Below are 24,127 nucleotides of genomic sequence, written 5' to 3'. Positions count from 1 at the left end.
TTTGGGCTGCCTCTGACTTGATCAAGTTCACCAGAATTGTTGTTGCACGCTTGCAGCTTTCGACTTCAAGCTTTCTTCAACCATGATCAAGCTATCTACTTAGATCGTAATAAAACTCTTATTTAACACGATTTAAAAATGCTTATACTCTAGGCAAGAATAGAATTAGGACAATTTCATGAAAAAGTTACTTGGCGTTATCTTGAGTGCCTCTGTATTGACTTTAACTGGGTGTGGTAAACAGGAAGCGCCTGCCACTGATGCAGCGCAAAGCAAAGATGCAAATGGTCTTCAGACTGTAACTATGGCTTCGACCGGTTCAGATGCAGACGTATGGCGTTATATCGCGACATTGCCTGAAACCAAAGCAGCCGGCATCAAACTTGATGTGAAAAATTTCACTGACTACGTGTCAATGAACACGGCAGTAGCCAACAAAGAAATTGATGTAAATGCATTCCAGTCTTATGCCTATATGGTTGCTTACAACGATGCTAACACAGCCAAAATTGCACCTCTATCTACCACTTATTTAGAGCCGATGGGTATTTACTCAAGCAAAGTCAAATCTTTAAACGAGTTTAAAACTGGTGCGACCATTGCCATTCCGAATGACGGCGCAAACGAATCGCGTGCATTATTACTTTTACAATCAGCAGGTCTGGTTAAATTAAAAGCTGGTTTTGACAATGTCAAAGGCACAACTTCTGATGTGACCGAAAATGCAAAACAAATCGTGATTAAGCCAATTCAAATGGCGACTGCAGTACGCGTAAAAGACGAAGTTGATGCGATTGTGCTGGGCAATACCTTGGCAATGGAAGGTGGTTTAAACGTATTAAAAGATGCGATTTACTATGAGCCGATTGATCAAAGCACAAAAATGAACGTCAACGTATTAGCGGTTGCAGCAGATCGTCAAAATGATCCAGTTCTGCAAAAAGTAGGTGCGTTGTATCATACGCCAGCAGTAAAAGCATATGTTGATGAGCATTTTGGTGGTACTAAAGTTGCGGTAAACAAACCTGTGACGTATTTAACTGAATCAAAATAGTACTATAATAGACTTTTAGAACAGGCAAGGACGATTTCTTGCCTGTTTTTTTATCCGTGATGCAGTTTTTGACACTATGATTGAATTTAAAGATATTTCAAAACAGTATGAGCTTAAGGGTCAAACCTTGCATGCCTTGAATCAGATTAATCTTCAGATTCCAACCGGCAGTATTTTTGGCATCATCGGTTATAGTGGTGCCGGTAAAAGCACCCTCATCCGTCTGATCAACCTGCTTGAGCGCCCAAGCTCAGGCCGGATTATCATTAACGGAACAGATTTTACCGCACTGGATGCCAAAGCATTGCGTCAAGAACGTGCCAGCATCGGCATGATTTTCCAGCATTTCAATTTAATGCAAACCAAAACCGTGGCAGCCAATATCGAAATGCCCATGAAACTCCTAGGCTGGAGCAAGGCAGAACGGGAAAAGCGCCTCGAAGAATTATTAGACTTTATTGACCTGAAACATAAACGTCATGCTTTTCCAGATGAATTGTCTGGCGGTCAAAAGCAGCGTGTTGGTATTGCCCGTGCCCTTGCCAATCATCCAAAAATTTTACTCTGTGATGAAGCGACTTCTGCACTTGATCCACAAACCACCAAATCTGTTCTACAGCTACTTAAAAAAATTAATGAAGAACAAGGCATCACCATTGTTATGGTTACCCATGAAATGGATGTAATTGAAACCGTGTGTGATTATGTCGCCGTGATGGAAAAAGGTGATGTGATTGAAACCGGCAGTACCTTACAAATATTCAGTCAGCCCCAGCACCCGACGACCAAGAATTTTATTCAGACCGTATTACAGCAGCATTTACCAGTCAATATTCTGAATAATCTGGAAAACCAGAATCACAACAGTATTTATTGCCTGAAATTCCTTGGTAGCTCGGCACAGGAAACCGTGATTCAAGCGGTGATTAAACAGTTTGATATCAGTTTAAATATTCTGTTTGCCAATATGACCGAAATTAATGGCACGGTGATTGGCCAGATGTTTATTCAGCTACTGGGTGATGTACAAGAAATTCAAGCAGCAATAAAATTCCTTGAACAACACGGCGTACAAGTCGATCAGGCGGGAGTACAGGCATGAGAGATTTAATTGTACAGTGGCTGACAACGATCACTGCGCCGTTCTGGAAAAGCTCCCTGTCGATAGATCAGTTTGTGACAGCGCTGCAAGAAACCTTTCATATGGTGTTCTTCGCGATGCTATTTGGCTGTATCTGGGGCTTTATTCAGGCGATTACCCTGTTGGTAACACGTCCGAATGGAATTCTGCCGAATCGTGTGATTTATCACGGTCTCAATCCGATTGTGAATGCGCTACGTTCGCTGCCGTTTATTATCCTGCTAATCGCAGTCATTCCACTGACCAAGTTAATTGTCGGCACATCGATTGGTACATGGGCAGCGATTGTTCCATTAACCATTTATGTCGGTCCATACATTGGTCGCCTGATTGAAACATCTTTACTCGAAGTGAATGAGGGTATTATCGAATCTGCCCAAGCGATGGGCGCGACGCCAATGCAGATTATCTTTAAGTTTATTCTGCCGGAAGCGCGTAGCTCACTCATTCTAAACTTGACTACTGCTACCATCAGTTTGATTGGTGCAACGGCAATGGCCGGTGCTGTCGGTGCGGGTGGTATTGGTGACTTAGCGATTTCTTATGGTTATCAGCGTTTTGATACCTCTGTAGTCATCATGACGGTGATCGTATTGTTGATTCTGGTGCAGATTGTACAAAGCCTCGGTGACTGGTTATCCCAACTTCGTTAAGCTAGTTTTTTTATGTATGAATAAAGCCCTCTAAAAAGAGGGTTTTATTGTTTTTAATACTTATGAACCCTTTCTCATTATTTCAAAGTAAAGTCCTGCAACTATTTGATACGTGCCACGGCGACAGGAAGTCACCCGTTGGTCTGTGGCACATGGAAGTGCCATCAGATCAACAAAGGGGTTTTGTTACTTTTGTCCCGTCAAAAGTAAAAGAAAATATCTTCTAACAACTAACTAAATAATCAGCTTAAAAAATCAAATTCAAACTTGACCTAAAAGTTAGCCATTTCCCCTCAATTTCAAACTGAAACAATAAATCCCATGTTAAACTATTCAATGGTTTTAGCAGGGACTCATCTATGCACTTTGTTCATCTTGGTATTCATACAGAATTTTCGATTACTGAATCCATCGTACGGATACCTGACTTGGTCAAAGCTGCCGAAGAAGAACAGATGCCTGCCCTTGCGCTCACGGATCTTTCTAACCTGCATGCTGCCGTCAAGTTCTATGGCAAATGTCTGAGCAAAGGCATCAAGCCGATTCTGGGTTCCGAAATTCGCCTGAATGATGCCGAACATCGCATGACCTTATTGGCCATGACCAATACCGGCTGGCGTAATTTGACTGAATTAGTATCTGAAGGCTTTATCAGTGGCCAGCAATTGGATATTCCCTGCGTTCAAAAACAATGGATTTTAAATCAGCCTGAGGACATGATTGCCCTGCTCGGCATGCATTCCGATGTCGGCAAAATGCTGATGAGTTCAAATCCGCAAAAAGCGGAACCGCTGCTAGAAGAATGGGTCGAAAAATTTGGTAATCGTGTTTATCTTGCCCTGACCCGTACCAATCGTCCGGATGAAGATAACTTTATTCTGGAAGCCGTTAAGCTGGCAAAAAAATACAATATCGGTGTGGTCGCACATAATGATGTGCATTTCATGACCCGTGAAGATTATGAAGCGCATGAAGCACGGGTATGTATTGCAGATGGTTATGTGCTTGGTGACAACCGCCGCCCTAAAACCTATTCACCTGAACAATATTTCAAATCTGCTGAAGAAATGACGGCGCTGTTCTCGGATATTCCATCTGCGATTGAGAACACCTATCACATTGCCAAACGCTGTAATGTGACGCTGCAACTGGGCAAATACTTCCTGCCTGATTATCCGATTCCTGAAGGTCATACCATTGATACCTTCTTTGCACACTTGTCCAAAGAAGGTCTGGAAGAACGCCTGAATTTCCTGTATCCGCCTGAACAACGTGATGAAGACTGGCCAGAAATCCGCAAGCCTTATGATGAGCGTATCGAATACGAGATTAACATCATTAACTCGATGGGATTCCCGGGCTACTTCCTGATCGTGATGGACTTCATTCAGTGGTCGAAAAGTAACGGCGTTCCGGTCGGTCCGGGCCGTGGTTCGGGTGCAGGTTCATTGGTCGCCTATAGCTTAAAAATTACCGATCTTGACCCGCTGCGTTATGAACTGCTGTTCGAACGTTTCCTGAACCCGGAACGTGTTTCGATGCCCGACTTCGACGTCGATTTCTGTATCGCAGGCCGTGACCGCGTGATTGACTATGTAGCACGTACCTATGGCCGTGATGCGGTCTCCCAGATTGCAACATTCGGCACTATGGCGGCCAAAGGTGCGATTCGTGATGTTGCCCGCGTTTTGGGTAAATCTTATGGCTTGGCGGATCGTATCTCGAAAATGATTCCGACCAAGCCTTTAGGTCTAAGCCTGCTTGAGTCACTAGAAGCTGAACCCCAGCTTAAAGATATCGTCACCAATCCATCCAATCCAGACCATGACGATGCAGCCGAAATCTGGGAAATGGCGCTGAAACTGGAAGGTATTACCCGAAACACCGGTAAACACGCCGGTGGTGTGGTGATCTCGCCAACCAAAATTACCGATTTCTCTGCGGTCATGTGTGATGCCGATGGTACCGGACGCGTGGCACAGTTCGATAAAGACGATGTCGAATCTGCAGGTCTGGTGAAGTTTGACTTCTTGGGTTTGCGTAACCTGACGGTGATTGAAGATGCGGTTAAAAATATCAATAAACGCATCAAAGCGGATAAACCTTTAGATATTGCTTATATCCCGCTTGAAGATAAAGACGCATATCTGGTCTTTGCCAATGCCAACACCACCGCGGTATTCCAGTTTGAATCCGTGGGCATGAAGAAGATGCTGAAAGAGGCACGCCCGAGCAAGTTTGAAGAAATTATTGCTTTCGTATCGCTGTACCGTCCAGGCCCGATGGATCTGATTCCTGACTTTATCCACCGGATGCATGGTGGCGATTTTGAATATCTGCATCCATTGCTTGAAGGCGTGCTAGAACCCACCTACGGGATTATGGTGTATCAGGAACAGGTAATGCAGGCTGCACAGTACTGTGCCGGCTATACCCTTGGTGGCGCGGACTTGTTACGTCGTGCCATGGGTAAGAAAAAACCGGAAGAAATGGTCAAACAGCGCCAGATCTTTATTGAAGGTGCATCGAAAAAAGACATTGATGAAGCCACGGCCAACCATATCTTCGACTACATGGAAAAGTTCGCCGGCTATGGTTTTAACAAATCGCATGCTGCTGCCTATGCTTTGGTTGCCTACCAGACCGCATGGCTGAAAGCACATTATCCGGCGGAATTCCTGTCTGCGGTATTGACCTCGGAGATGCAGAACACCGACAACGTGGTATTCCTGATTGATGACTGTCGCAAGAATAATCTGGAAGTTTTACCACCGTCAGTGAATATGTCGCTGTATCAATTCCATGCTATCGATGAGCAAACCATTGTCTATGGTCTGGGGGCGATCAAAGGCGTCGGTGAAGCGGCGATGCAGTCGGTGATTGACTCGCGTGCGCAAGAAGGTCCATTCCGTGACTTGTTTGATTTCTGTCATCGTATTGACCTAAAAAAAATCAATAAGCGTACTCTGGAAGCACTGATTCGTTCAGGTGCACTGGATTGCTTGGGAATTGACCGTGCCGACCTGATGGCGCAACTGCCTGAAGCGGTTCAAGCTGCGGAACAGGCACGTTCCAATCGTGAAACCGGCATCATGGACCTGTTTGGCGAAGTTGAAGAAGTTCAGCGCAAGCCATCTAAGCCAGTCAAACCTTGGGCGGATGAAGTTCGCCTGAAAGGTGAGAAAGACACGCTTGGCCTGTATTTAACCGGCCACCCGATTGATGTGTATCGCAATGAACTGAAAGCCTTTGTGCCTAGTCAGATCAATGAGCTGACGCCGACCCGCCGTGGCGTGAACACCGTGTTTGCAGGATTGGTGGTGGATATTGCCAACTTTCCGAACCGAATGATGATGACCCTGGATGATGGTACGGCACGGATTGAGATTTCAGCCAATCACGAACGCTTCAACCGCTTTAAAGAGATTATCCAGCTCGATAAAGTGGTGGTGATTGAAGGTGAAATTTATGAGCGTGAAGGCTTTGACCGTCCGATGGGACGCCTCACCAAAGCATTTAGCCTGAATGAAATTCGCCAGAAACGTGCCAATAGCATCAAGATTACCCTCACAGCCGAGCATTTCAGCAAGAGCTTGAGCCGTGACTTGCAGCAGACTCTGACTCCTTATTGCAATGTCGATATGTCGGCACATATTCCGGTGATTCTATATCTGGATTACCCGTATGCCACGACTGAACTGCATCTGGGTCTCAACTGGAAAGTCGCCCCACTGGATGAGCTCCTAGCCAAATTGCGTGATTATTTTGGTAAAGAAGCCTTGCATATTGAGTATCAGGTCAAGTCCAAAGCTGCCAAAGCCGTGTCCTATGAACAGGCCAAGCCGGTGGATATTCCTCCGCCGCCTGCGGGCATGAGCATGGATGATGCACTGGAGCTGTATCAGGCTGAATCCCAGCCGCAATATTCATAAATCCTGATCTTTAAAACACCTTAAAATTGGAATCCTCATGAGTCAAATTGACAATGCTGCTGTTTCAGCACATCTCTCCCATGTGCGTATTGTCATGGTCAATACCACTTTACCTGCCAATATCGGCAGTGCCTTACGTGCCATGAAAACCATGGGCTTGTCCAAGCTGGTTCTGGTGGCACCGAAAACCTATCCGCATCCGGATATTGACGCGCTGGCCGCGGGTGCAACTGACCTGATCGAGCAGATCGAGATTGTCGAAACCCTTGAAGATGCCATTAAAGACTGCCAGATTGTATTCGGCACCAGCGCACGCAGCCGTACTATTCCCTGGCCGCTGTTAGATGTGCGCCCTGCCGCTGAAAAAGCCATGACCGCCGTGGTACAAGATCAGCAGGAAGTCGCGATTCTATTTGGCCGCGAAGACCGTGGTCTGACCAATGAAGAACTGGCGATGGCCAATTATCATCTGACTATTCCTGTGAATACGGACTACGGCGTACTGAATGTAGCTCAGGCGATTCAGGTGATCTGCTATGAGATGCGCATGGCAACGATGAGCCAAATTGAACAACCACGTGATGCTAAAGCGACCATGCAAGTCATTGATGGCATTGAAATGGAATGGGATGAACCCTTGGTCAATCATGCGCAGATGGAACAGTTCTATCCACACTTGGAAAAAATGTTGGCAGAAATTGAATTTATGGATCCAAAAAATCCAAGATTATTGCCTTTACGCTTGCGTCGTCTCTTCGGACGTATACAATTAGATCGTATGGAATATCACTTACTTCGTGGTATTTTCAGCCGTGTTCAGGCATTGAATAACGGTACCTGGAAAAAATCTTCACACACATCATCACAGGACGAGGATCAAATCTAATGCTAAAACAGCTCAAAGAAGATATACAAGCTGTCTTTGCGCGCGATCCTGCAGCACGCAATACCTTAGAAGTCTTAACCACTTACCCTGGCATTCATGCGCTGATCATGCATCGCATGGCACATGAGCTATGGAACAAAGACTGTAAAGGAACTGCGCGTGCGTTGTCTTCGTTTAGCCGGTTTGCCACGGGCATTGAAATCCATCCGGGTGCAAAAATTGGCCGCCGTTTCTTTATCGATCACGGTATGGGTGTCGTAATTGGCGAAACTGCTGAAATTGGCGATGATGTCACCCTTTATCACGGTGTGACTTTGGGTGGAACGACCTGGAATAAAGGTAAACGTCATCCAACGCTAGAAGATGGCGTGGTAGTCGGTGCTGGTGCCAAGATTCTTGGGCCATTTACCGTAGGTAAAAATGCCAAAGTCGGTTCTAATGCGGTCGTTACCAAAGCGGTTCCTGAAAACGCCACAGCTGTGGGCAACCCGGCACGTTTTATTACCAAAGACAAACCCAAAGATGATGCTGAAGCCCGTCGTCGTGACTATGCCGAAAGTATCGGTTTCCAGCCCTATGCCGCGACTGAAGATCAGTCTGATCCGATTTTAGAAGGTATGCGGATTCTGCTGGATCGCATTCAGCAAAATGAAAAACGCATGAACAACTTGTGCAATCGTCTTTCTTTGTTAGATCCGACCTTTAACAAGCAGCAACAGGATGGCCAGCCTTTGAGCAAAAAAGAGTTGGAGATTCTGGAAGAAGCGCGCCGTGAATGTGAAGCGCAAACCAGCCAATCCAAGGCCTGAATATCACACTTCACTCTGTAACACGGGTTTACTTGCATGATGGTTATAGTTTTCATAGACTGACGATCATGCAATTTTTGAATAGATGTTTTAAAAATAACAGAATGGATGACTATTATGACCTTTAAGCCCTTGGCACTTGCTTGCTTAGCATTCACAATTACTGCGTGTTCGATCACTCCTCAGAAATCTGCTGAGAAACCTGTAGACCAAGTGGTTTTTGTAGAGCCTGAACTGTCCCCACCATTTTATGCTTTAAATCCATTCAATTATAATGAACCGCCTGAATTTGAAGTGCATTTGAAAAAGGCTGCGACCCAGCCTGTAACCAAGATGGTGGTGACGGATCCTAATGATCCATCCAAGCAATTGACCCTGGATGTGAATAAACTGATTATTCCAGTGGTAGATAGCAATACCCGTGCAATGCGTTATGCAGCACTTGCCAATTCAAATGAAATCGATATCACCGAAATTGACGATTTCCTGCAAATGGTCGAAGGTAAGGCACGTCATTATCCACCACGTTTCAGCGATCGTCAGGAACGCCGTGGCTTTGAAGCCAAACTACGTGAAGTCACCCGACAACTGGATACTTTAGCGGCCCGTCCAAATGCCTCTTTTGATGTGTTGATGCGTGCTTTTAAAGCCAGCGTGATGGCACGTAACCTGGATCTGGGTTCAGTTTATACCACCAATTCCCTGACCTATGCCCAGCGTATTCTCAAAATTAACCCGGATGATCCTGAAGTCAACTTCTGGTTTGGTTTTGGTCTGTCTGAAGGCGGTGGTCAACGTGAAGCCATCGCTTATCTGGACAAAGCCATGAAAGCTGGCGTTCAGGAGGCTTATCTTTCTGCAGCCAATAACTATATTGCATTGGAACAGAAAAAAAATGCCACTCAAACCTTGGCGAACTATAAGGTGAAATATCCGCAAGAAGCTGAAGTAGCAGACCGTCTGATTCAGGAAATTGAGAAAAATGGTCGCTGGAATGTTTGGCAAATTTTGCAAACATCAACACCCGCTCCGGCTACAGACCCAGCAACAGCACCGGTGACCCCATAATCAAGATTCGCTTCAATTTGATTACAAATAGACTGCTACGGCGGTCTATTTTTATGGGAAAAAATTAGTAAAATACAAAACATTATCCCGCTTTATAACTTGAATTCAGTGAAAAGTTTTATGCACGAAAAAATAAATAAAAGATTAATGCTGTGCACTTTACTCATCACCAGCGTACTCAGCGGCTGTCAGGTGGTCAGTGTTAAGGAACAGGCGATTAATGTCACGCTGAACAATGAGCGTGACAGCATCTTGACCCGCGACAAGCTTAGCGAAGCCAGTCTGAATGTGTTGTCCATGACAGGTCGTGAAGCTCAGATCTGTATTGATCAGCCCGAAGAATGTGTGGAAGATCTGAAAAGTATTCCCCAGATTTTAGATGAACAATTGCTTTCTACAGCAAGTGAATTATATCTAGCCAACTCCTTACAAAATGCCAAGTCTGCCGAATGCAACACCGGTGTTTTAAACAAAACCCGATCACCGGAAAAACAGCAACAACACAAGCAGAATATCCAGAAATGTCTGGATCAGCAGCTCACTATGCTGGATAAAAGCATTCGTTATAGCTATGCCTATCTATTTAAAACCGAGCGTGCGCCGCAAGAGCGTATTTTTGATAACCGCCAGGTTCAGATTCGTGACTTTTATAACCTTGCGATTGCCCATCTGATTCAACGCTATGCTGAACGTTATAAAACCAAACAGTCCGGCCAGCGCATTCAGGTCGGTGACAGTGTATACACCATTGATCTGGAAAATTTTCCGCAGCTGAAAAACCAGACCATTGAACAGCTGATGTCTACCTATAATATGAACTTTTCCGGCCTACGTTCCATCACCCGCCGTGATGGTTTTGGTTCAGAATTTTTAGTGGTCTTACCTGAAGCACAGCAAACCGAGCAGGATAAAAAATATATTGTCGATCCGCTCAAGCACAACTATCCAAATGGTAAAAATCCAAACATTCATTCAGCCCGCTATCTGGCGACCACCATTACCGCTGTGCCTAAATCAGCGAATTCGACCGAACAGATTTTATCTACTTCGGAGTTTCACCTGAAACTCTATGATCCTTATAAGCATGAAAAGATCAAAGTGGCTTCGAAAGAATATGCGCTGGCCGCCAACTTTTCTGCACCTTACGGCTTATGGCTGGCCGAGAACAATCTGGGGCGTTTAGCCTATCTGACCCTGATTAATCGCGAAGACAGTCTGAGCATGCCGCATCTGTATATGCTGGAACCTTATAATCCGGACAAGAAAGTGCTGGTATTGATTCATGGCTTGGCCAGTAGTCCTGAAGCCTGGATTCGTCTGACCAACGACATTATGGGTGATCCGGTATTAAGGGAAAATTTCCAGGTCTGGCAGGTATTTTATTCTACCAATATGCCGATTCTGGAAAGCCGTTTTCAAATTAATGCCCTGGTTCAGCAAGGCTTTGCCCGGGTTGCGAACAATGCACCAGCCAAAAAAGATGCGGTACTGGTCGGACATAGCATGGGAGGTGTGATTGCCCGTTTAATGGTCAGTCAGGCCGATATTACCCAAGATGCATTCAAGCTGGTACAAAATACCCGCATTGCACAATTTAAGGATAACCCGCTCTTTAAAGCACGCCTGCAAATGCGGCCTATTCCAAATTTCACTCGGGCCATTTTCTTAGCGACACCACATCGTGGGACAGAATATGCCGACCGCTGGCATACCAAACTGGCCCGTAAAATTATCCGTATACCGGGTGCATTTTTGGGTGCCTTTGCCGATACCCTGCAAGGCCAGATCGGGTTAAACGAGTTTGTCAAAGAACTGGGGCATGACCTGATTCAAAATGGCCCAAGCGATCTGAGTGAAAATTCAAAATTCACGGCGTTGACCCAGGATATTCAGCCTTCTAAAGATATCAAATTTCACTCGATTATCGGCAATACCGTAGATACGCAAGACACCAAGCTCATGAGCGATGATATCGTTTCATATGAGAGTGCTTACCTAAATGGTGCTGTATCTAGCAAAGTCATTAAGGGTGGCCACTCGATTCAGGAAACGCCTGAAGCCGTACTGGAATTACGCCGGATTCTCAGATTACATCTGACCGATCTTGGTCTTTATGATCCGGAATAAACTATCGTCTTGATTGAGACTTGCCACCGCATGTTCGCATCCGGTGGTTTATTTTTTAAAATTGCAAATAATGCTGAATAAGAAGCCATAGCGACAGATCTGAGCGCTGACTTAAAGATTCATCTGGAATTTCATTTCTTTCTAAAAATTAAATTTGATAGACTTGCTGCAATACAGCTTTAAAGCTGAATTGAATCAGCAGATTCATTTCACATTTTCGATCTCCTGTGCTCAACCATATTGGATTGGCCTGATTGAAAATGTGCTTTAAATTTTCCTGCATAGCCTATTGAGCAGTATTTGCATTTATCTCTTGTTGAAAGGATTTATTTTTAATGACCAGTTCAGAAATTATGGCTGATCTTTCTACCTTAACGCCCATGATGCAGCAATACATGTCAGTAAAAATGCAGCATCCGCACTCATTGATGTTCTATCGTATGGGTGATTTTTATGAACTGTTCTTTGAAGATGCACACAAGGCAGCCAAGATTTTAGGCATCACCCTGACCCATCGCGGTAAAGCCAATGGTCAGCCGATTCCTATGGCGGGCGTGCCTTATCATGCAGCCGAAGGTTATCTGGCACGTCTGGTCAAAAAAGGTGAAACCGTGGTGATCTGCGAGCAGATCGGCGAGGTTACTGGCAAAGGACCGGTTGAGCGTGGTGTGGTGCGAATTATTACACCCGGCACCCTGACCGATGATGCGCTTCTTGGGGCCCATCAGACCTCAAACCTGGTGGCGTTATGTATTCAACAGCAGCAGATTGGCATTGCACTTCTCGATCTCAGCGCTGGCTTATTTAAAGTCCAGCAGCAAGATTATGATCTTAACCAGCTTATGATTGAACTGGCGCGTTTGATGCCAAGCGAAATTCTGCTGGATGAAAATATCGCTGATCCGACATTGACCGAACAACTCAAACAGCAACTGGATATCTCGGTCACCAAACGTCCCGATGTCGACTTCAACCTGAACAATGCGCAAAAAACCTTATGCGACCAGTTTGCCGTCAGCACGCTTTCAGGTTTCGGGATTGATCATTTACCTTTGGCCAAAGCAGCCGCTGCAGCTTTAATACATTATGCCAAAGAAACCCAGAAAACTGCGTTACCGCATATCCGTACGATTCAGCTGGAACAGAGTTCTGATTTTATCGCGCTGGATCCGGTGACACGCCGTAACTTGGAGCTGATCGAACCTTTATTTGAACATGGGACATCCTTATTTCAGCTCATCAATGATTGCCAGACTGCTATGGGTGGACGCTTGCTCAGTCGCACCCTGATGCAACCTTTACGCGATACCGCGCTGCTGGATGAGCGCCTGGATGCCATTCAAGCCCTGCTGCAAGGTTTCCACGAAGTGCCTGTACGTCTGGTCCTTAAAGAGATTAGCGATATTGAACGTGTGCTGAGCCGTATTGCGCTTGGCAGTGCCCGTCCACGTGATCTGGTGCAATTGCGACAGGCCTGCGCGCAAATTCCATTTTTACGCCATGCCGTGCAACCGATTGTCAGTCAGCAACAGTCCAAACTTTTAGTACAACTCAATGAAGAACTCGGCGACGTCCATGATCTACATCAACGTCTGATGTCCGCCATTGTGGAAAACCCGCCCGTCCTGCTTCGTGATGGTAATGTCATTGCCGAAGGTTTTGACAGTGAACTCGATGAACTACGTCAGATTCGTGATCATGCCAGCCAGTTCCTGATTGATCTGGAAATTAAAGAGCGTGAACAAAGCGGAATTCCGGGACTGAAAATTGGCTACAACCGCGTCAGTGGCTATTATATTGAACTGACCCGCGCACAGGCCGAACAAGCACCCGAGCATTATATTCGCCGGCAAACCCTGAAAAATGCCGAACGCTACATCACCCCTGAACTGAAAGCATTTGAAGACAAAGTCTTATCTAGCGAATCGCGTGCTTTGGCCCGTGAGAAAATGCTGTTTGAAATGCTGCTGGATGAACTGCGTCAGGATATCGGCAATTTACAGATGATGAGCAGCGCCATAGCCCAGATTGATCTGATTGCGAATTTTGCCCATCAGGCGCGTTTACGCAACTGGTCGCGTCCAAAATTCAGTCCTGAAGTTGGTGTAAGTATCACTGCTGGTCGGCATCCGGTGGTAGAAGCCCTCAGTAAATCGGCCTTTACTCCGAACGATATGCGACTGGATTTTTCCCATCGGATGGCCATCATTACCGGCCCGAATATGGGTGGTAAATCTACATTTATGCGCCAGACTGCATTGATCGTACTCTTGGCTTATTGTGGCGCTTATGTTCCAGCGCAAGCTGCAACCCTAGGCCCTGTAGATCGTGTCTTCACCCGTATTGGCTCTGCCGATGATTTATCGACCGGCAAATCGACTTTTATGGTGGAAATGACCGAAACCTCGCAAATCCTGCATCATGCCACCAGTCATTCTTTGGTACTCATGGATGAAGTTGGCCGTGGAACCAGTACCTATGATGGCTTGTCGCTGGCTTGGGCCTGTGTGCTAGATCTGACGAAACGCATTCAATGTTTGTGTTTATTCGCCACGCATTATTTCGAACTGACTGAACTGGATAAGGAAAGTGGCATTAACAACTACCATGTCACGGCCAAAGAGCTGAATGGCAATCTGATTTTATTGCATAAGGTGCAACATGGCCCGGCCAGTCAAAGTCATGGCTTGCAAGTCGCGAAATTGGCAGGCATTCCGGCTGCGGTGATTAAAGAAGCGCAAAACCGCTTAAAGATTCTGGAAAAACAGCATCAGGCCAAGCCACTGAGCCCGCAGCATGATCTGTTTGCAATGCCTGAAGTTATGGAGCCTATAGAACGTATCATCGAAATTGAAAAAGAATCGCCTGCACTGGACTTACTCGAAGATATTGATGTAGATAGTTTAACTCCGCGTGAAGCCTTGCAGCAGTTATATGCGCTCAAAGACCTGATCAAACAGCCAAGTTAATTCTCGGTCCTAGACCTCATCTGGCATAGGGTCGATGTCCTGAACATACCGATGAATGCTGTAATTCATCGGTATGCGACCTTTTTTCAAATTTAACAGCCCTATATATAACAAATATCAATAAAAGGAATTGTTAGTTCCCCCTGTTTTTGCCTAAAATACAGCATTCGTAATTAGAACCATATTTTTTAGGTAGCTGTCGCCATGACCTTCGTTGTCACTGAAAATTGTATTAAATGTAAATATCAAGACTGTGTTGAAGTTTGCCCTGTAGACTGTTTCTATGAAGGTCCTAACTTCCTTGTGATTAACCCGGACGAATGTATCGACTGTGCGTTATGCGAACCTGAATGCCCGGCAAATGCAATTTTCTCTGAAGACGAATTACCAGAAGGTCAGGAAGTCTTTATTGAACTGAATGCTGACCTGTCACAAAAATGGCCAAATATCACACAAATTGGTGACCAGCCAGCAGACCGTGAAGAATGGAATGGCAAAGCAGACAAATTACAATACCTTGAAAAGTAATTAGTTTAAACTTTAAAAGATCAGCAAATGCTGATCTTTTTTATACTCAACGCACACATTTCATTGCAATATTCTCCAAATTTCTCCCTATATTTAGTCTAAAATAGCGCTATTTTGTAAATATCTGATTTCTATAAATGAAGAACTTGTTAAAGGGATTATTGAGTCTTTGTATAATTCCTCTTGTTTTTGTGGGCTGTACCACGACCACAAAACAACCTGGACAGGCCACCACACCTGCTGGAAAACGGATTTACATTCCACAAGAACGTGTTCAATACGATCGTAAAGCCCACCCAAAAACTGTGCCTTATGTGTATACCCACTGGGTATCGGCACTGGATAATTTGTCACGCGTGCGTGAATATGAGGTTTTTCTGGAACGTCATGGGGTTGGCAATATCATTCCGAGTTTCGAATTGATGCGTACTGCACGTGATTGGGCCAAGTGTGGCCGTTCCCAATACATGATTCCAAGCCGTGAATTATGGGCCAATCAGATCCCAACTTTAAAAGTCTTTAAATATCTGGTTGCAGCCAATGTACTGACTGATTTTGAAGTCACGTCAGTCTATCGTGACCTGCCTTTAAACCAGTGTGCCGGTGGTGCCAACTCTTCACGCCATCTGTACAACTCTGCCATCGATTTCCGGATTGGGCCTGAATATCCGCAGGCACAAGATTATAGCTATATTGAAAATACCAAGTTCAAATTGTGTCAGTTCTGGGTACAGCATGGTCAAAGTCTGAATATGGGACTTGGCATGTATGCTTCAGGTCAAATCCACATCGATACCCAAGGTTATCGTACCTGGGGACCGAGTTTAGGCCGTAATTCCTCGATGTGTAATTACTAAGTCATGACAACCACTCTACAAAGTTCATTCAGGACATTGTAAAGCCTAAAAAATCATCACCTATAGAACAATAAATTGCGCTCTGCCGCGAAAAGTTTAAAATGCACGCATCGCAATCGAGGTGCTAAGACTATGCAACAAATGTGGACAGACATTGATCACTACATTGATTCACATTTAATTCCTGAAGACCCTATTCTGAATCAAACTCTTGAGAATACCGCAGCGCACGGTTTTCCTGATCATCTGGCTGTAGCACCGAACCAAGGCATGTTGTTGCAGATGCTAATCCAGATGAACCAATGTAAACGTATACTGGAACTCGGCACATTTGCAGCATATAGCACCATGTGGCTGGCACGTGCTTTGCCGGATGATGGCTATATCCTGACCATTGAAGGACGTGATACCCATGCGGCAATGGGTCAGGAAAATATTGATCGCGCGCAGCTTAAACAGACCGTCGAACTGAAATGCGGCCGTGCAGCAGATGTGCTTAAAGCCCTGCCTGAAGATACGGAAGCTTTCGATTTCATCTTTATTGATGCAGACAAACAGAGTTATCCGGAATATCTGGAACTCAGTTTAAACCTGTCGCACTCAGGTACACTTATTTTTCTGGACAATGTGATTCGTGCTGGCGAAATCATTAACCCGGACAATAATAAACCAAGTATTGAAGGCATTCGTGACATGTTTAAAGCGCTTCAAAATCATCCACGTATCTTGTCATGCACTGCTTTACAAACGGTTGGCAGCAAAGGACATGATGGTTTTGCACTCGCGATTGTGAAATAAAACAAGAAGAACAAAAATCACCCAATGACATATTTACCATAAATAACATTAACTTATAAATATTAACCACAGAGTTATCCACAATATATGAGGATAACTCTGGTCATTTTTAAATCAAGCTGTAACAATTTACGATTAGACTTCGCGCTTGGCTATTATATGCAATTCTCACTTCGCAACCAGTAAAGGCACTTTTGAATTCCGGAAAATCGTGGTCGCAATACTGCCCAAAAAGAACTGGTGAATTTTACTGTGACTAAATGCACCCAACACGATCAGCTGAATTCCGAGTTCCTGCTGATAGGTCAAAATATTTTCTGCGACATCGCCATAGCGGTATTGTGGCACCACATCTAAACCAGCCTGATTTAAATATTGCAAAGGCTCATTCAGAATCTCAGCATGATCACCGATATATAACAAATGGCATTGCAATAAGCGCAGCAGATCACTTTCCGCAATCCGTTTCATCATCTTGATACAGGTCGGTGAATATTCATAGGCGAAAATAAATCGTGTCGGCGGCTTAAACTGTTCTCCGACAGTCATCACGGTACAATTGGCCCCACGAATAAAATTTTCCACATTGGTACCGATCGGTTTGTTTTTTTCAGCCGAGCGTTCACCAAGCAATCCAATCACCGCGATATCATCAGGCTGCAGGATCTGGAAGCTTTGCTCCAGAAAATCACCCTTTTCCTGAATATGTGTGGTTTGAATACCGTGTTCTGCCAGAATCCGCTCGGAAATGTGTTGCAGCAGGTTATTGCTATAATCCAGCGCAATTTCACTTTGTTTTTGTTCAAGCTCGGCCAGTTCTTTGAGTAACATGGCATTACTTTCAAAGCCGATCACTCCACTGATTTCCCCCAGATGATAACTGGCCGGGTAATAATCCAAAACCTGTAACAGGACCAGTTCACGGCCAGTCTGTTTGGCAATCCATGCCGCCGCGTCTGCCAGCGCGTTTATACATGGCGATGAGTCGATGCAGGCGATGACACGTTTCATGTTTAGCCTCTCTTCTATTTATGATAAAAATTTCTTAGTTATTTTTAACTTAGCATAAGCATTCAAAAATGTGCAGCGAAATCTGTAAGGCTTGACTTGAAATATGTTAACTTTTATGTGAACAAATATAGATCAATATATCGAACCATCTGCTGAGTCAGGCTGTTGCATCAAGCACTTGACTTCCAAAAGCTTATTCACGATAGCGAATGAATTGGGCCGGATTACCGGCGACAATCGCACGCTTCTCGACATCCTTGGTCACCATACTGTTCATTCCCACCACGGCCTGATCTGCGATTTTAATTCCGTCCTTGATACCGACATGCGCACCGAGCCACACATCCCGACCAATCTCGATGCCTTGCGAACGTACTGGCTGCTGATAAATCGGCTGCTCCAAATCCATGCCATGATCAAAGGCATAAAGATGACAATAAGCGGCGATGCGCACCTGATCATGCAGTTTAATCCCCACCCGGCCACCATCCAGAATACAGTGATGATTGATCGCCACTTCATTACCGATCTCTAGGGGGCCATGTAAGGTGCAATCTGCAGCAATAAAGCTATTATCACCAATAATGATTTTGCGTCCCGGCTCCGCGAAAATATGTGCAAGAGGTGAAATAAAACAGTTTTCACCAATCTCGACGGTTTCCATTTCCATCAAGTAAGCCTGATAGTCCTTTTGCCACGCTTCTGCCCAACCGCGATTTTTTGGCTTTAAAGACCAGTACAGCCAAGGCATGTAATTCAGGCGATGTTTATGCTGCTCACGATATTTCAGTAATGGATCTACGTCAGTCATCTGTCGCTTCTTCTATGATTTTGAGCTGTTCCCGGCCGCGGGTCACATCTTGAATTTTTAAGGCAAAAGGTTGAATTTGATGTAACTGAAATAAGGCACTGACCTGTACTCCTTCAGCTGTATATTCTTCCTGATAGTCAATCTGTTGCTGATTCAACTCATATTGAAAGATGGCCCATTCATTGAATTGACAGGAAAATTGCACCTTCTTCTTTTCAATCAGTTCAATTTTTTCTGCCAACAACAAACATTGTCCAGCGCAACCGCCATAGGCACGCACCAAGCCCCCTGTTCCCAGCTTGATCCCACCATACCAGCGATTGACCAGCACCAGCACATTGGTCAGCTCATTGCCTTCAATGGTTGCCAGAATCGGGCGTCCCGCCGTGCCTGAGGGTTCACCATCATCATTAAAGCGTACCTGATGGCCAATTTTCCAGGCCCAGCATTGATGCGTGGTGCTTGGATCACGATAAGCTTCCAGAAAATTTTTGACGTCCTCCTCATTCTCAACAGGGGTGGCAAAGGCCTGAAAGCGGCTTTTTTTAATGTCTTCCTCGAAACTGACCAGGCTGGCAATAGTAAATGGCATAACTTCAGGCTTTAAACTCTCACTGCTGCAGTATACCCGCTTTGCACAGACAAATAAAAAGCCTCTCCACGGAGAGGCCTGATTTTGATCGATTGTTTTACTCAATTGCTTGGCAAATATTACCGTTCACGCAAGGCTTCTTTGGCTTTATTAAATGGCTTGATCAGATAATCCATCACGGTTTTTGAACCAGTACGAATATCCACGGTGGCCACCATCCCTGGAGTAATATTGAACTCCTGCCCGGCATTATTGCTGAGCTTGTAGCTATCGGTACGGATATACACCCGATAATAAAATTTATCCTGCTTGACTTCATCACGCAAGGTATCCGGTGAAATCATCGCAACTTTACCATTCAACCCACCATAGATCGAATAATCATAAGCTGTAATTTTAACCAATGCTTCCTGATCAGGGCGAATAAAGGCAATATCACGCGGCGAGATTCGTGCTTCAACCAGTAATTTTTCATCCAGTGGCACGATGGTCATCAACTTGCCATTTTGTGGAATCACGCCGCCCAGCGTCATCACATCAATCTCTTTGACGACACCGCGAACCGGTGATTTAAAAACAGTTCGGCTCAAAGTATCCGACTTGCCACGTACCACCTGTTGCTGGGTTTCTACATCAGTATTGGCTTTGGACAATTCTTCCCGCGCATTGACATAATATTGATTACGGATATCATTCATCTGATTACGCAGGTCATTGGCTTCACGTTTTAGACGCAACACTTCAACCTCACTGGCTGCCCCTTTGGCGACCAAGGGAGCGGTCATTTCCAGTTCTTGCTGCACCAGTAACAAAGCCTGTTCCAGGCCTGCAACAGATTCTTGCAAATTGGCTCGACGCGACTGATACAGGGCCGTTTCTTCTTTAACCAATTTGGGGTATTTCAACACTTCTTCAGGAAAGACCAACGGTGCGCCGGTGACTTCCGCACGTAAACGGGCTGAAGTGGCACGTGATGACACCAGCAAGGATTCTGATTCACCGACGTTGGATTCAAAGCGGGTCGGATCAAGCTGGGCCAATACTTGCCCACGCTCGACAATCTCACTTTCTTTGACATTAAGTTTAGTCAAAATACCGCCATCCAGAGACTGAATCACCTGCTCTTTGGATGATGGAATTATTTTTCCAGTACCGGTAGATACTTCTTCCAATTTGAATAACCAGGCCCAGGTCAGTAATACCAGTAGGCCAATGCCGATAATCCAGATGATGACACTTGATTTGGGTAATGGCGGTTCCTGAAAGCTGACCTTGCTGGAACGTTTTAGTTGCTGTAGTTCACTCATGCACTTGCTCCCACAACCCGCTTATTACCACCCTGCGACTGATTCAGGATCTGATCCCGTGGTCCATCCATCACAATCTTGCCATCATTGACCACCAGAATACGATCCACCAGTTCCAATACCGCACGGCGATGAGTGGCGACGATCATCGTACGATGGGTTAAATACCCTTTAAGATGATCAATCAACTGTTTTTCTGACACATCATCAATGGCAGCGGTCGGTTCATCCAGCAGCAAAATCTTTGGTTGACGAATCAACAACCGCGCCAATAACAAGGCTTGGCGCTGTCCACCAGAAAAGCCGACACCACCCTCTAAAATGATATGATCCAGCCCTTCTTTTTTCTCCTGTACAAATCCCAGTGCACCGGTAATTTGTAAGGCTTCCAGAATTTGCTGATCGGTGGCCAAAGGTGCACCCAAAGTCAGGTTTTCACGAATTGAACCATAAAATAACTGCGAGTTCTGATTCAGCAAGCCCATATCACGCCGTACATCTGACGGATCAATCAGGGTCAGATCAATACCATCCAGCTTGACCTTGCCCTGTAACGGTGTCTGCATCCCAGACAAGAGCTGCAACAAGGTCGACTTTCCTGCACCATTACGGCCCAGAATCGCAATTTTCTCCCCGGGCTTGATTTCCAGTTTGGGAATCATCAAGCTCGGTTTCGGATCATCATCACCATATTTAAACACCACCCCGTTGAGCTCATAATGACCATCCAGTGCCGGACGATGAATCAGGTGCGAATAGTCCGGCTGATCCACCGGTTTTTTCATCAATTCATCCAGACCGGATTTCGCTACTTTGGCCTGCTGCAAGCGACCCAGTACGCCCGTAATTTGTGAAATTGGTGCTAACATGCGTGAAGAAAGAATTGAACAGGCCACCAGTGCACCCGTGGTCATGTCGCCCTGCATCACCGCAAAAGCCCCGACTAAAACCACAATCGCGAAGGTCAGTCCCTGAATTTTTTGGGTCCAGGCGGTCATTAAGCCGACAATTTTACGTTGCTGCATGCTGACATCGGCTGACACTTCATTCATATGATTCCACTGATTCTGGAAACGCGTTTCAGCTCTTAACAGCTTGATGTCTTCAATGCCTTGTACGGCTTCTACCAGCAAGGCATTGCGGATGGCAGATTCGCGCATGCCCAACTGAGCCAGCTGTGCCAATTTTTTCTGCGCCAGAATTCCCGGAAGAATCATTAAGGGTACAACGAGTAGCATGACCCAGAACAGATTGCCACCGATCACCCAGAAGATCCCTAAGAACAGGAAGAAGAATGGCAGATCGGCAATTGCCGTGACGGTGGTTGAAGTCACCAGTTCGCGGACGCCTTCCAGCTCACGAATTTGTGAAATAAAGGTTCCTGTTGATTTGGAACGTTCGCTGTTTTTAATCCGTAATGAATGACCAAAAACCCGGTCAGAAATTTTTAAATCCGCACGTTTACCAATAATGTCTGACAGATAGATCCGCGAGACACGTAATACAAATTCAAAAATCGCAGCGATCAGCACGCCACCGGCCAACACCCATAACGTCGGAATAGATTGCGATGGAATGACACGGTCATAGACATTCATCGAGAAAACTATCGTGGCCAGTGCCAGAATATTGGCAATTAAAGACGCAAACATCACATCGATATAGCGCTTCCAGTCATTCAGGACAATTGACCAGAACCAGTTTTTCTCAAAGGGTTTGATATATTCATCCACCCGCGCATCTGGAACTGAAGATTCAGGACGCAGCACATAAAGATGCTTTATGCCAACCTCTAACTGTTCAATCATGAAACTTTGAGATAAACCTTCATCACCACTGAGCTGGATGCTGACATTGCCCTGTGTGTCGATGCGTTCAATCACCCCCACATCACCACTATCGAATTCAACCAGTAAAGGTAAACGCCATGGATTCAGCAGGCTGCGCTCAAATTTATTTTTACGGACATTTAAACCCATCTGACGACTGATTATCTTGAGCATGTCATCGATGTCATGATGCTGGTCTCAGTCCAGTTGCAGGCGAATCCGCTCCTCAGAAGGCTCGATCCGGTAATGCCGGGCAATATTTAAAACCGCTTTAAGCCACGGTTGATAATTTATTGTAGTACTCATGGCTGAACTTCAAACCCCTGAATAGAAATACGGTTAAGCGCGTAAATATCCCGTGTACGGCCGGTGACCTGAATGTACTGTACGATCGCCGAATAAATATCATAGCGTGCCGATTCAATTTCCTGCGCGGCACTATGAATGGCTTGCTCTGCATTCAGCAAATCCACTACGGTTCGGGTACCCAATTTATATTGTTCTTGATACAGCTCTTTGGTGCGCACCGTGGTTGCGCGGCGCTGGGATAAAACCCCCATTTGTTTTTGTTTATTTTCAATCTGCTCGCGGATCAAGCGCACCTGATCCAGCACATCCAGATAGACCGTATTGACCTGTGCGCGTGCAGCTTCTTCGGCATAGCTTGCGGCACGGGTCTGTGAACGCGTTGCACCACCCCGATACAAATTACTGCTCACTTCAGTCATGACTGAATTACAGAAGCCATCATCTTCATTATTATTTGGATTCCGTCCATTCATCGCCTGACTTAGACTGCCTTTGAGACTGATGGTCGGATAAGGAATATCCCATTCAACAATGGATACATCAAATCCTAGCAAGGTACACAAGCGTTGTTGATATTGTCTGAGTTGGGTCCGCTGTACAATCAGATTCGATTGCGCTGCTTCCAGATTGGACTGCGCCTGAATCGGGTCGGCCTGACTGCTGATCCCGGCACGGGCATGTAAATTGGCAACTTCTGCAATCCGTCCAATGCCCTGAATTTGCTGTTGGGCAATCTGGGTAATTTGCTGATAGCGTTTGATACTCACTATTGCATCAGCCACTTCAAATGCGATCTGATCCAGACTGACAAGCACCTTGGCCTGTTCTTCTGCCAATCGCGCTTCTTCCACACTTACATTGGTTTTAATTTTGCCAAAGTCATACAGCATCTGGGTGGCATTCAAAGAAACCATTTGTTGTCCACGTTCACCGGAAGTGAGGTCACCTGTCCCGATACCCCCGGATAACTGCGGATAATAACCCGCTCTCGCCACATCGATATTCGCGGCCTGCGCAGATAATGTCGAAATACTCTGTGTGATTTCAGGACGTCGCTGCACTGCCCGGTGTACAGCTTCCACCAAATTCATTTTTTGTGGAATACCAGCTGTGACCGTAGGACTGAAAGCTGGCTGTCCTGACTGTGGCCGGGTAATTTGCGGCAGCTCAGCTACTTTTGATGTATCTAATGAATAATGACCGAGCGAGGTAATATCAATGGTATGCGCTGACCGTGTCGGCTTGGGTACAATCAGCTAATCCAAGCCATTCTTGAGATTGGTAAAATAATGAGATGAACTTTCTGCATGCGCCAAAGACACAGATAAAGGCAAAAGAAGAAGTATCAATCCCCTTCTTTTTTGATCTGTTTTCCCCTGATTTTTTTTAAAGTGTTCTGCCCTAAATCGTATAATTATGTAATGTTTCTTGTTTTAGCCTAACCAT

At 45.4% G+C, this 24,127-nt stretch carries 16 protein-coding genes and 2 pseudogenes; 12 read left to right on the top strand and 6 right to left on the bottom strand.

All coding sequences use genetic code 11. The annotated features are described in order from the left end of the window. Nucleotides 1-178: 178 nt before the first annotated feature. From NI464_RS04340 to NI464_RS04285, 12 genes are all read left to right on the top strand, one after another. Nucleotides 179-1,054, top strand: coding sequence for a MetQ/NlpA family ABC transporter substrate-binding protein (locus NI464_RS04340; RefSeq protein WP_195724830.1), 876 nt, complete (start codon nt 179-181; stop codon nt 1,052-1,054). Nucleotides 1,055-1,130: 76 nt separating this feature from the next. Next, nucleotides 1,131-2,156 carry a methionine ABC transporter ATP-binding protein gene (locus NI464_RS04335; protein WP_071852172.1) on the top strand — a complete coding sequence of 342 codons (1,026 nt, stop codon included), beginning with the start codon at nt 1,131-1,133 and terminating at the stop codon, nt 2,154-2,156. After that, the gene (locus tag NI464_RS04330) at nt 2,153-2,848 is read left to right on the top strand and encodes a methionine ABC transporter permease (RefSeq protein WP_253137832.1); all 696 of its coding nucleotides are present in this window, start codon (nt 2,153-2,155) and stop codon (nt 2,846-2,848) included. The genes NI464_RS04335 and NI464_RS04330 overlap by 4 nt, the downstream gene beginning before the upstream one ends. 359 nt (nt 2,849-3,207) lie before the next feature. Next, nucleotides 3,208-6,780: a DNA polymerase III subunit alpha gene (dnaE, locus tag NI464_RS04325; protein WP_253137831.1), complete on the top strand. Its 3,573-nt coding sequence runs from the start codon at nt 3,208-3,210 to the stop codon at nt 6,778-6,780. Between the two features lie 37 nt (nt 6,781-6,817). Further along, nucleotides 6,818-7,666: an RNA methyltransferase gene (locus NI464_RS04320; RefSeq protein ID WP_004279927.1), complete on the top strand. Its 849-nt coding sequence runs from the start codon at nt 6,818-6,820 to the stop codon at nt 7,664-7,666. Then, complete coding sequence (gene cysE, locus NI464_RS04315; RefSeq protein ID WP_004279928.1) at nt 7,666-8,475, top strand: serine O-acetyltransferase; 810 nt, start codon at nt 7,666-7,668, stop codon at nt 8,473-8,475. The genes NI464_RS04320 and cysE overlap by 1 nt, the downstream gene beginning before the upstream one ends. Nucleotides 8,476-8,592: 117 nt before the next feature. Further along, on the top strand, nt 8,593-9,543 hold the full coding sequence (locus tag NI464_RS04310) for an ABUW_2363 family tetratricopeptide repeat lipoprotein (RefSeq protein WP_253137830.1): 951 nt from the start codon (nt 8,593-8,595) through the stop codon (nt 9,541-9,543). 120 nt (nt 9,544-9,663) lie between these two features. Next, a complete protein-coding gene (locus tag NI464_RS04305; RefSeq protein ID WP_253137829.1) occupies nt 9,664-11,670 on the top strand; it encodes an esterase/lipase family protein in 2,007 nt (668 codons plus the stop codon). Nucleotides 11,671-12,005: 335 nt separating this feature from the next. Then, the gene (gene mutS, locus NI464_RS04300) at nt 12,006-14,639 is read left to right on the top strand and encodes a DNA mismatch repair protein MutS (protein WP_253137828.1); all 2,634 of its coding nucleotides are present in this window, start codon (nt 12,006-12,008) and stop codon (nt 14,637-14,639) included. A 204-nt stretch (nt 14,640-14,843) separates the two neighbouring features. Continuing rightward, nucleotides 14,844-15,167, top strand: a complete 324-nt coding sequence (fdxA, locus tag NI464_RS04295) for a ferredoxin FdxA (protein WP_004279936.1) — start codon at nt 14,844-14,846, stop codon at nt 15,165-15,167. Between the two features lie 137 nt (nt 15,168-15,304). Further along, nucleotides 15,305-16,024, top strand: a complete 720-nt coding sequence (locus NI464_RS04290; RefSeq protein WP_004279938.1) for a D-Ala-D-Ala carboxypeptidase family metallohydrolase — start codon at nt 15,305-15,307, stop codon at nt 16,022-16,024. A 132-nt stretch (nt 16,025-16,156) separates the two neighbouring features. Continuing rightward, a complete protein-coding gene (locus tag NI464_RS04285) occupies nt 16,157-16,822 on the top strand; it encodes an O-methyltransferase (RefSeq protein ID WP_004646686.1) in 666 nt (221 codons plus the stop codon). A 168-nt stretch (nt 16,823-16,990) separates the two neighbouring features. Here NI464_RS04285 and NI464_RS04280 read toward each other — a convergent pair whose 3' ends face one another. The 6 genes and pseudogenes from NI464_RS04280 to NI464_RS04255 form a co-directional block, all read right to left on the bottom strand. Continuing rightward, nucleotides 16,991-17,833 (bottom strand): universal stress protein, encoded by an 843-nt coding sequence (locus NI464_RS04280; protein WP_004279943.1) that lies wholly within the window; start codon nt 17,831-17,833, stop codon nt 16,991-16,993. A 193-nt stretch (nt 17,834-18,026) separates the two neighbouring features. After that, nucleotides 18,027-18,644: a DapH/DapD/GlmU-related protein gene (locus tag NI464_RS04275; protein ID WP_004279945.1), complete on the bottom strand. Its 618-nt coding sequence runs from the start codon at nt 18,642-18,644 to the stop codon at nt 18,027-18,029. Next, nucleotides 18,637-19,236: an IMPACT family protein gene (locus tag NI464_RS04270; protein ID WP_253137827.1), complete on the bottom strand. Its 600-nt coding sequence runs from the start codon at nt 19,234-19,236 to the stop codon at nt 18,637-18,639. The genes NI464_RS04275 and NI464_RS04270 overlap by 8 nt, the downstream gene beginning before the upstream one ends. A gap of 119 nt (nt 19,237-19,355) precedes the next feature. Further along, nucleotides 19,356-20,543 carry a beta-barrel domain-containing protein gene (locus NI464_RS04265; RefSeq protein WP_253137826.1) on the bottom strand — a complete coding sequence of 396 codons (1,188 nt, stop codon included), beginning with the start codon at nt 20,541-20,543 and terminating at the stop codon, nt 19,356-19,358. Next, nucleotides 20,540-22,678 (bottom strand): annotated as a pseudogene (locus tag NI464_RS04260) (type I secretion system permease/ATPase). Before NI464_RS04260 ends, NI464_RS04265 begins: the two are co-directional and overlap by 4 nt. Next, nucleotides 22,675-24,093, bottom strand: a pseudogene (locus NI464_RS04255) (TolC family protein). The pseudogenes NI464_RS04260 and NI464_RS04255 overlap by 4 nt, the downstream one beginning before the upstream one ends. Nucleotides 24,094-24,127: the final 34 nt, after the last annotated feature.

Origin of the sequence: Acinetobacter lwoffii, assembly GCF_024129685.1 — a bacterium.
Taxonomy (GTDB): domain Bacteria; phylum Pseudomonadota; class Gammaproteobacteria; order Pseudomonadales; family Moraxellaceae; genus Acinetobacter; species Acinetobacter lwoffii_X.
This window is presented reverse-complemented; position numbering and strand designations above follow the sequence as displayed.

Excerpts from the sequence above, each read along its gene's own strand:
- NI464_RS04340 (WP_195724830.1), top strand. The coding sequence starts at position 179 with ATGAAAAAGTTACTTGGCGTTATCTTGAGTGCCTCTGTATTGACTTTA.
- NI464_RS04335 (WP_071852172.1), top strand. The coding sequence starts at position 1,131 with ATGATTGAATTTAAAGATATTTCAAAACAGTATGAGCTTAAGGGTCAA.
- NI464_RS04330 (WP_253137832.1), top strand. The coding sequence starts at position 2,153 with ATGAGAGATTTAATTGTACAGTGGCTGACAACGATCACTGCGCCGTTC.
- dnaE (WP_253137831.1), top strand. The coding sequence starts at position 3,208 with ATGCACTTTGTTCATCTTGGTATTCATACAGAATTTTCGATTACTGAA.
- NI464_RS04320 (WP_004279927.1), top strand. The coding sequence starts at position 6,818 with ATGAGTCAAATTGACAATGCTGCTGTTTCAGCACATCTCTCCCATGTG.
- cysE (WP_004279928.1), top strand. The coding sequence starts at position 7,666 with ATGCTAAAACAGCTCAAAGAAGATATACAAGCTGTCTTTGCGCGCGAT.
- NI464_RS04310 (WP_253137830.1), top strand. The coding sequence starts at position 8,593 with ATGACCTTTAAGCCCTTGGCACTTGCTTGCTTAGCATTCACAATTACT.
- NI464_RS04305 (WP_253137829.1), top strand. The coding sequence starts at position 9,664 with ATGCACGAAAAAATAAATAAAAGATTAATGCTGTGCACTTTACTCATC.
- mutS (WP_253137828.1), top strand. The coding sequence starts at position 12,006 with ATGACCAGTTCAGAAATTATGGCTGATCTTTCTACCTTAACGCCCATG.
- fdxA (WP_004279936.1), top strand. The coding sequence starts at position 14,844 with ATGACCTTCGTTGTCACTGAAAATTGTATTAAATGTAAATATCAAGAC.
- NI464_RS04290 (WP_004279938.1), top strand. The coding sequence starts at position 15,305 with ATGAAGAACTTGTTAAAGGGATTATTGAGTCTTTGTATAATTCCTCTT.
- NI464_RS04285 (WP_004646686.1), top strand. The coding sequence starts at position 16,157 with ATGCAACAAATGTGGACAGACATTGATCACTACATTGATTCACATTTA.
- NI464_RS04280 (WP_004279943.1), bottom strand. The coding sequence starts at position 17,833 with ATGAAACGTGTCATCGCCTGCATCGACTCATCGCCATGTATAAACGCG.
- NI464_RS04275 (WP_004279945.1), bottom strand. The coding sequence starts at position 18,644 with ATGACTGACGTAGATCCATTACTGAAATATCGTGAGCAGCATAAACAT.
- NI464_RS04270 (WP_253137827.1), bottom strand. The coding sequence starts at position 19,236 with ATGCCATTTACTATTGCCAGCCTGGTCAGTTTCGAGGAAGACATTAAA.
- NI464_RS04265 (WP_253137826.1), bottom strand. The coding sequence starts at position 20,543 with ATGAGTGAACTACAGCAACTAAAACGTTCCAGCAAGGTCAGCTTTCAG.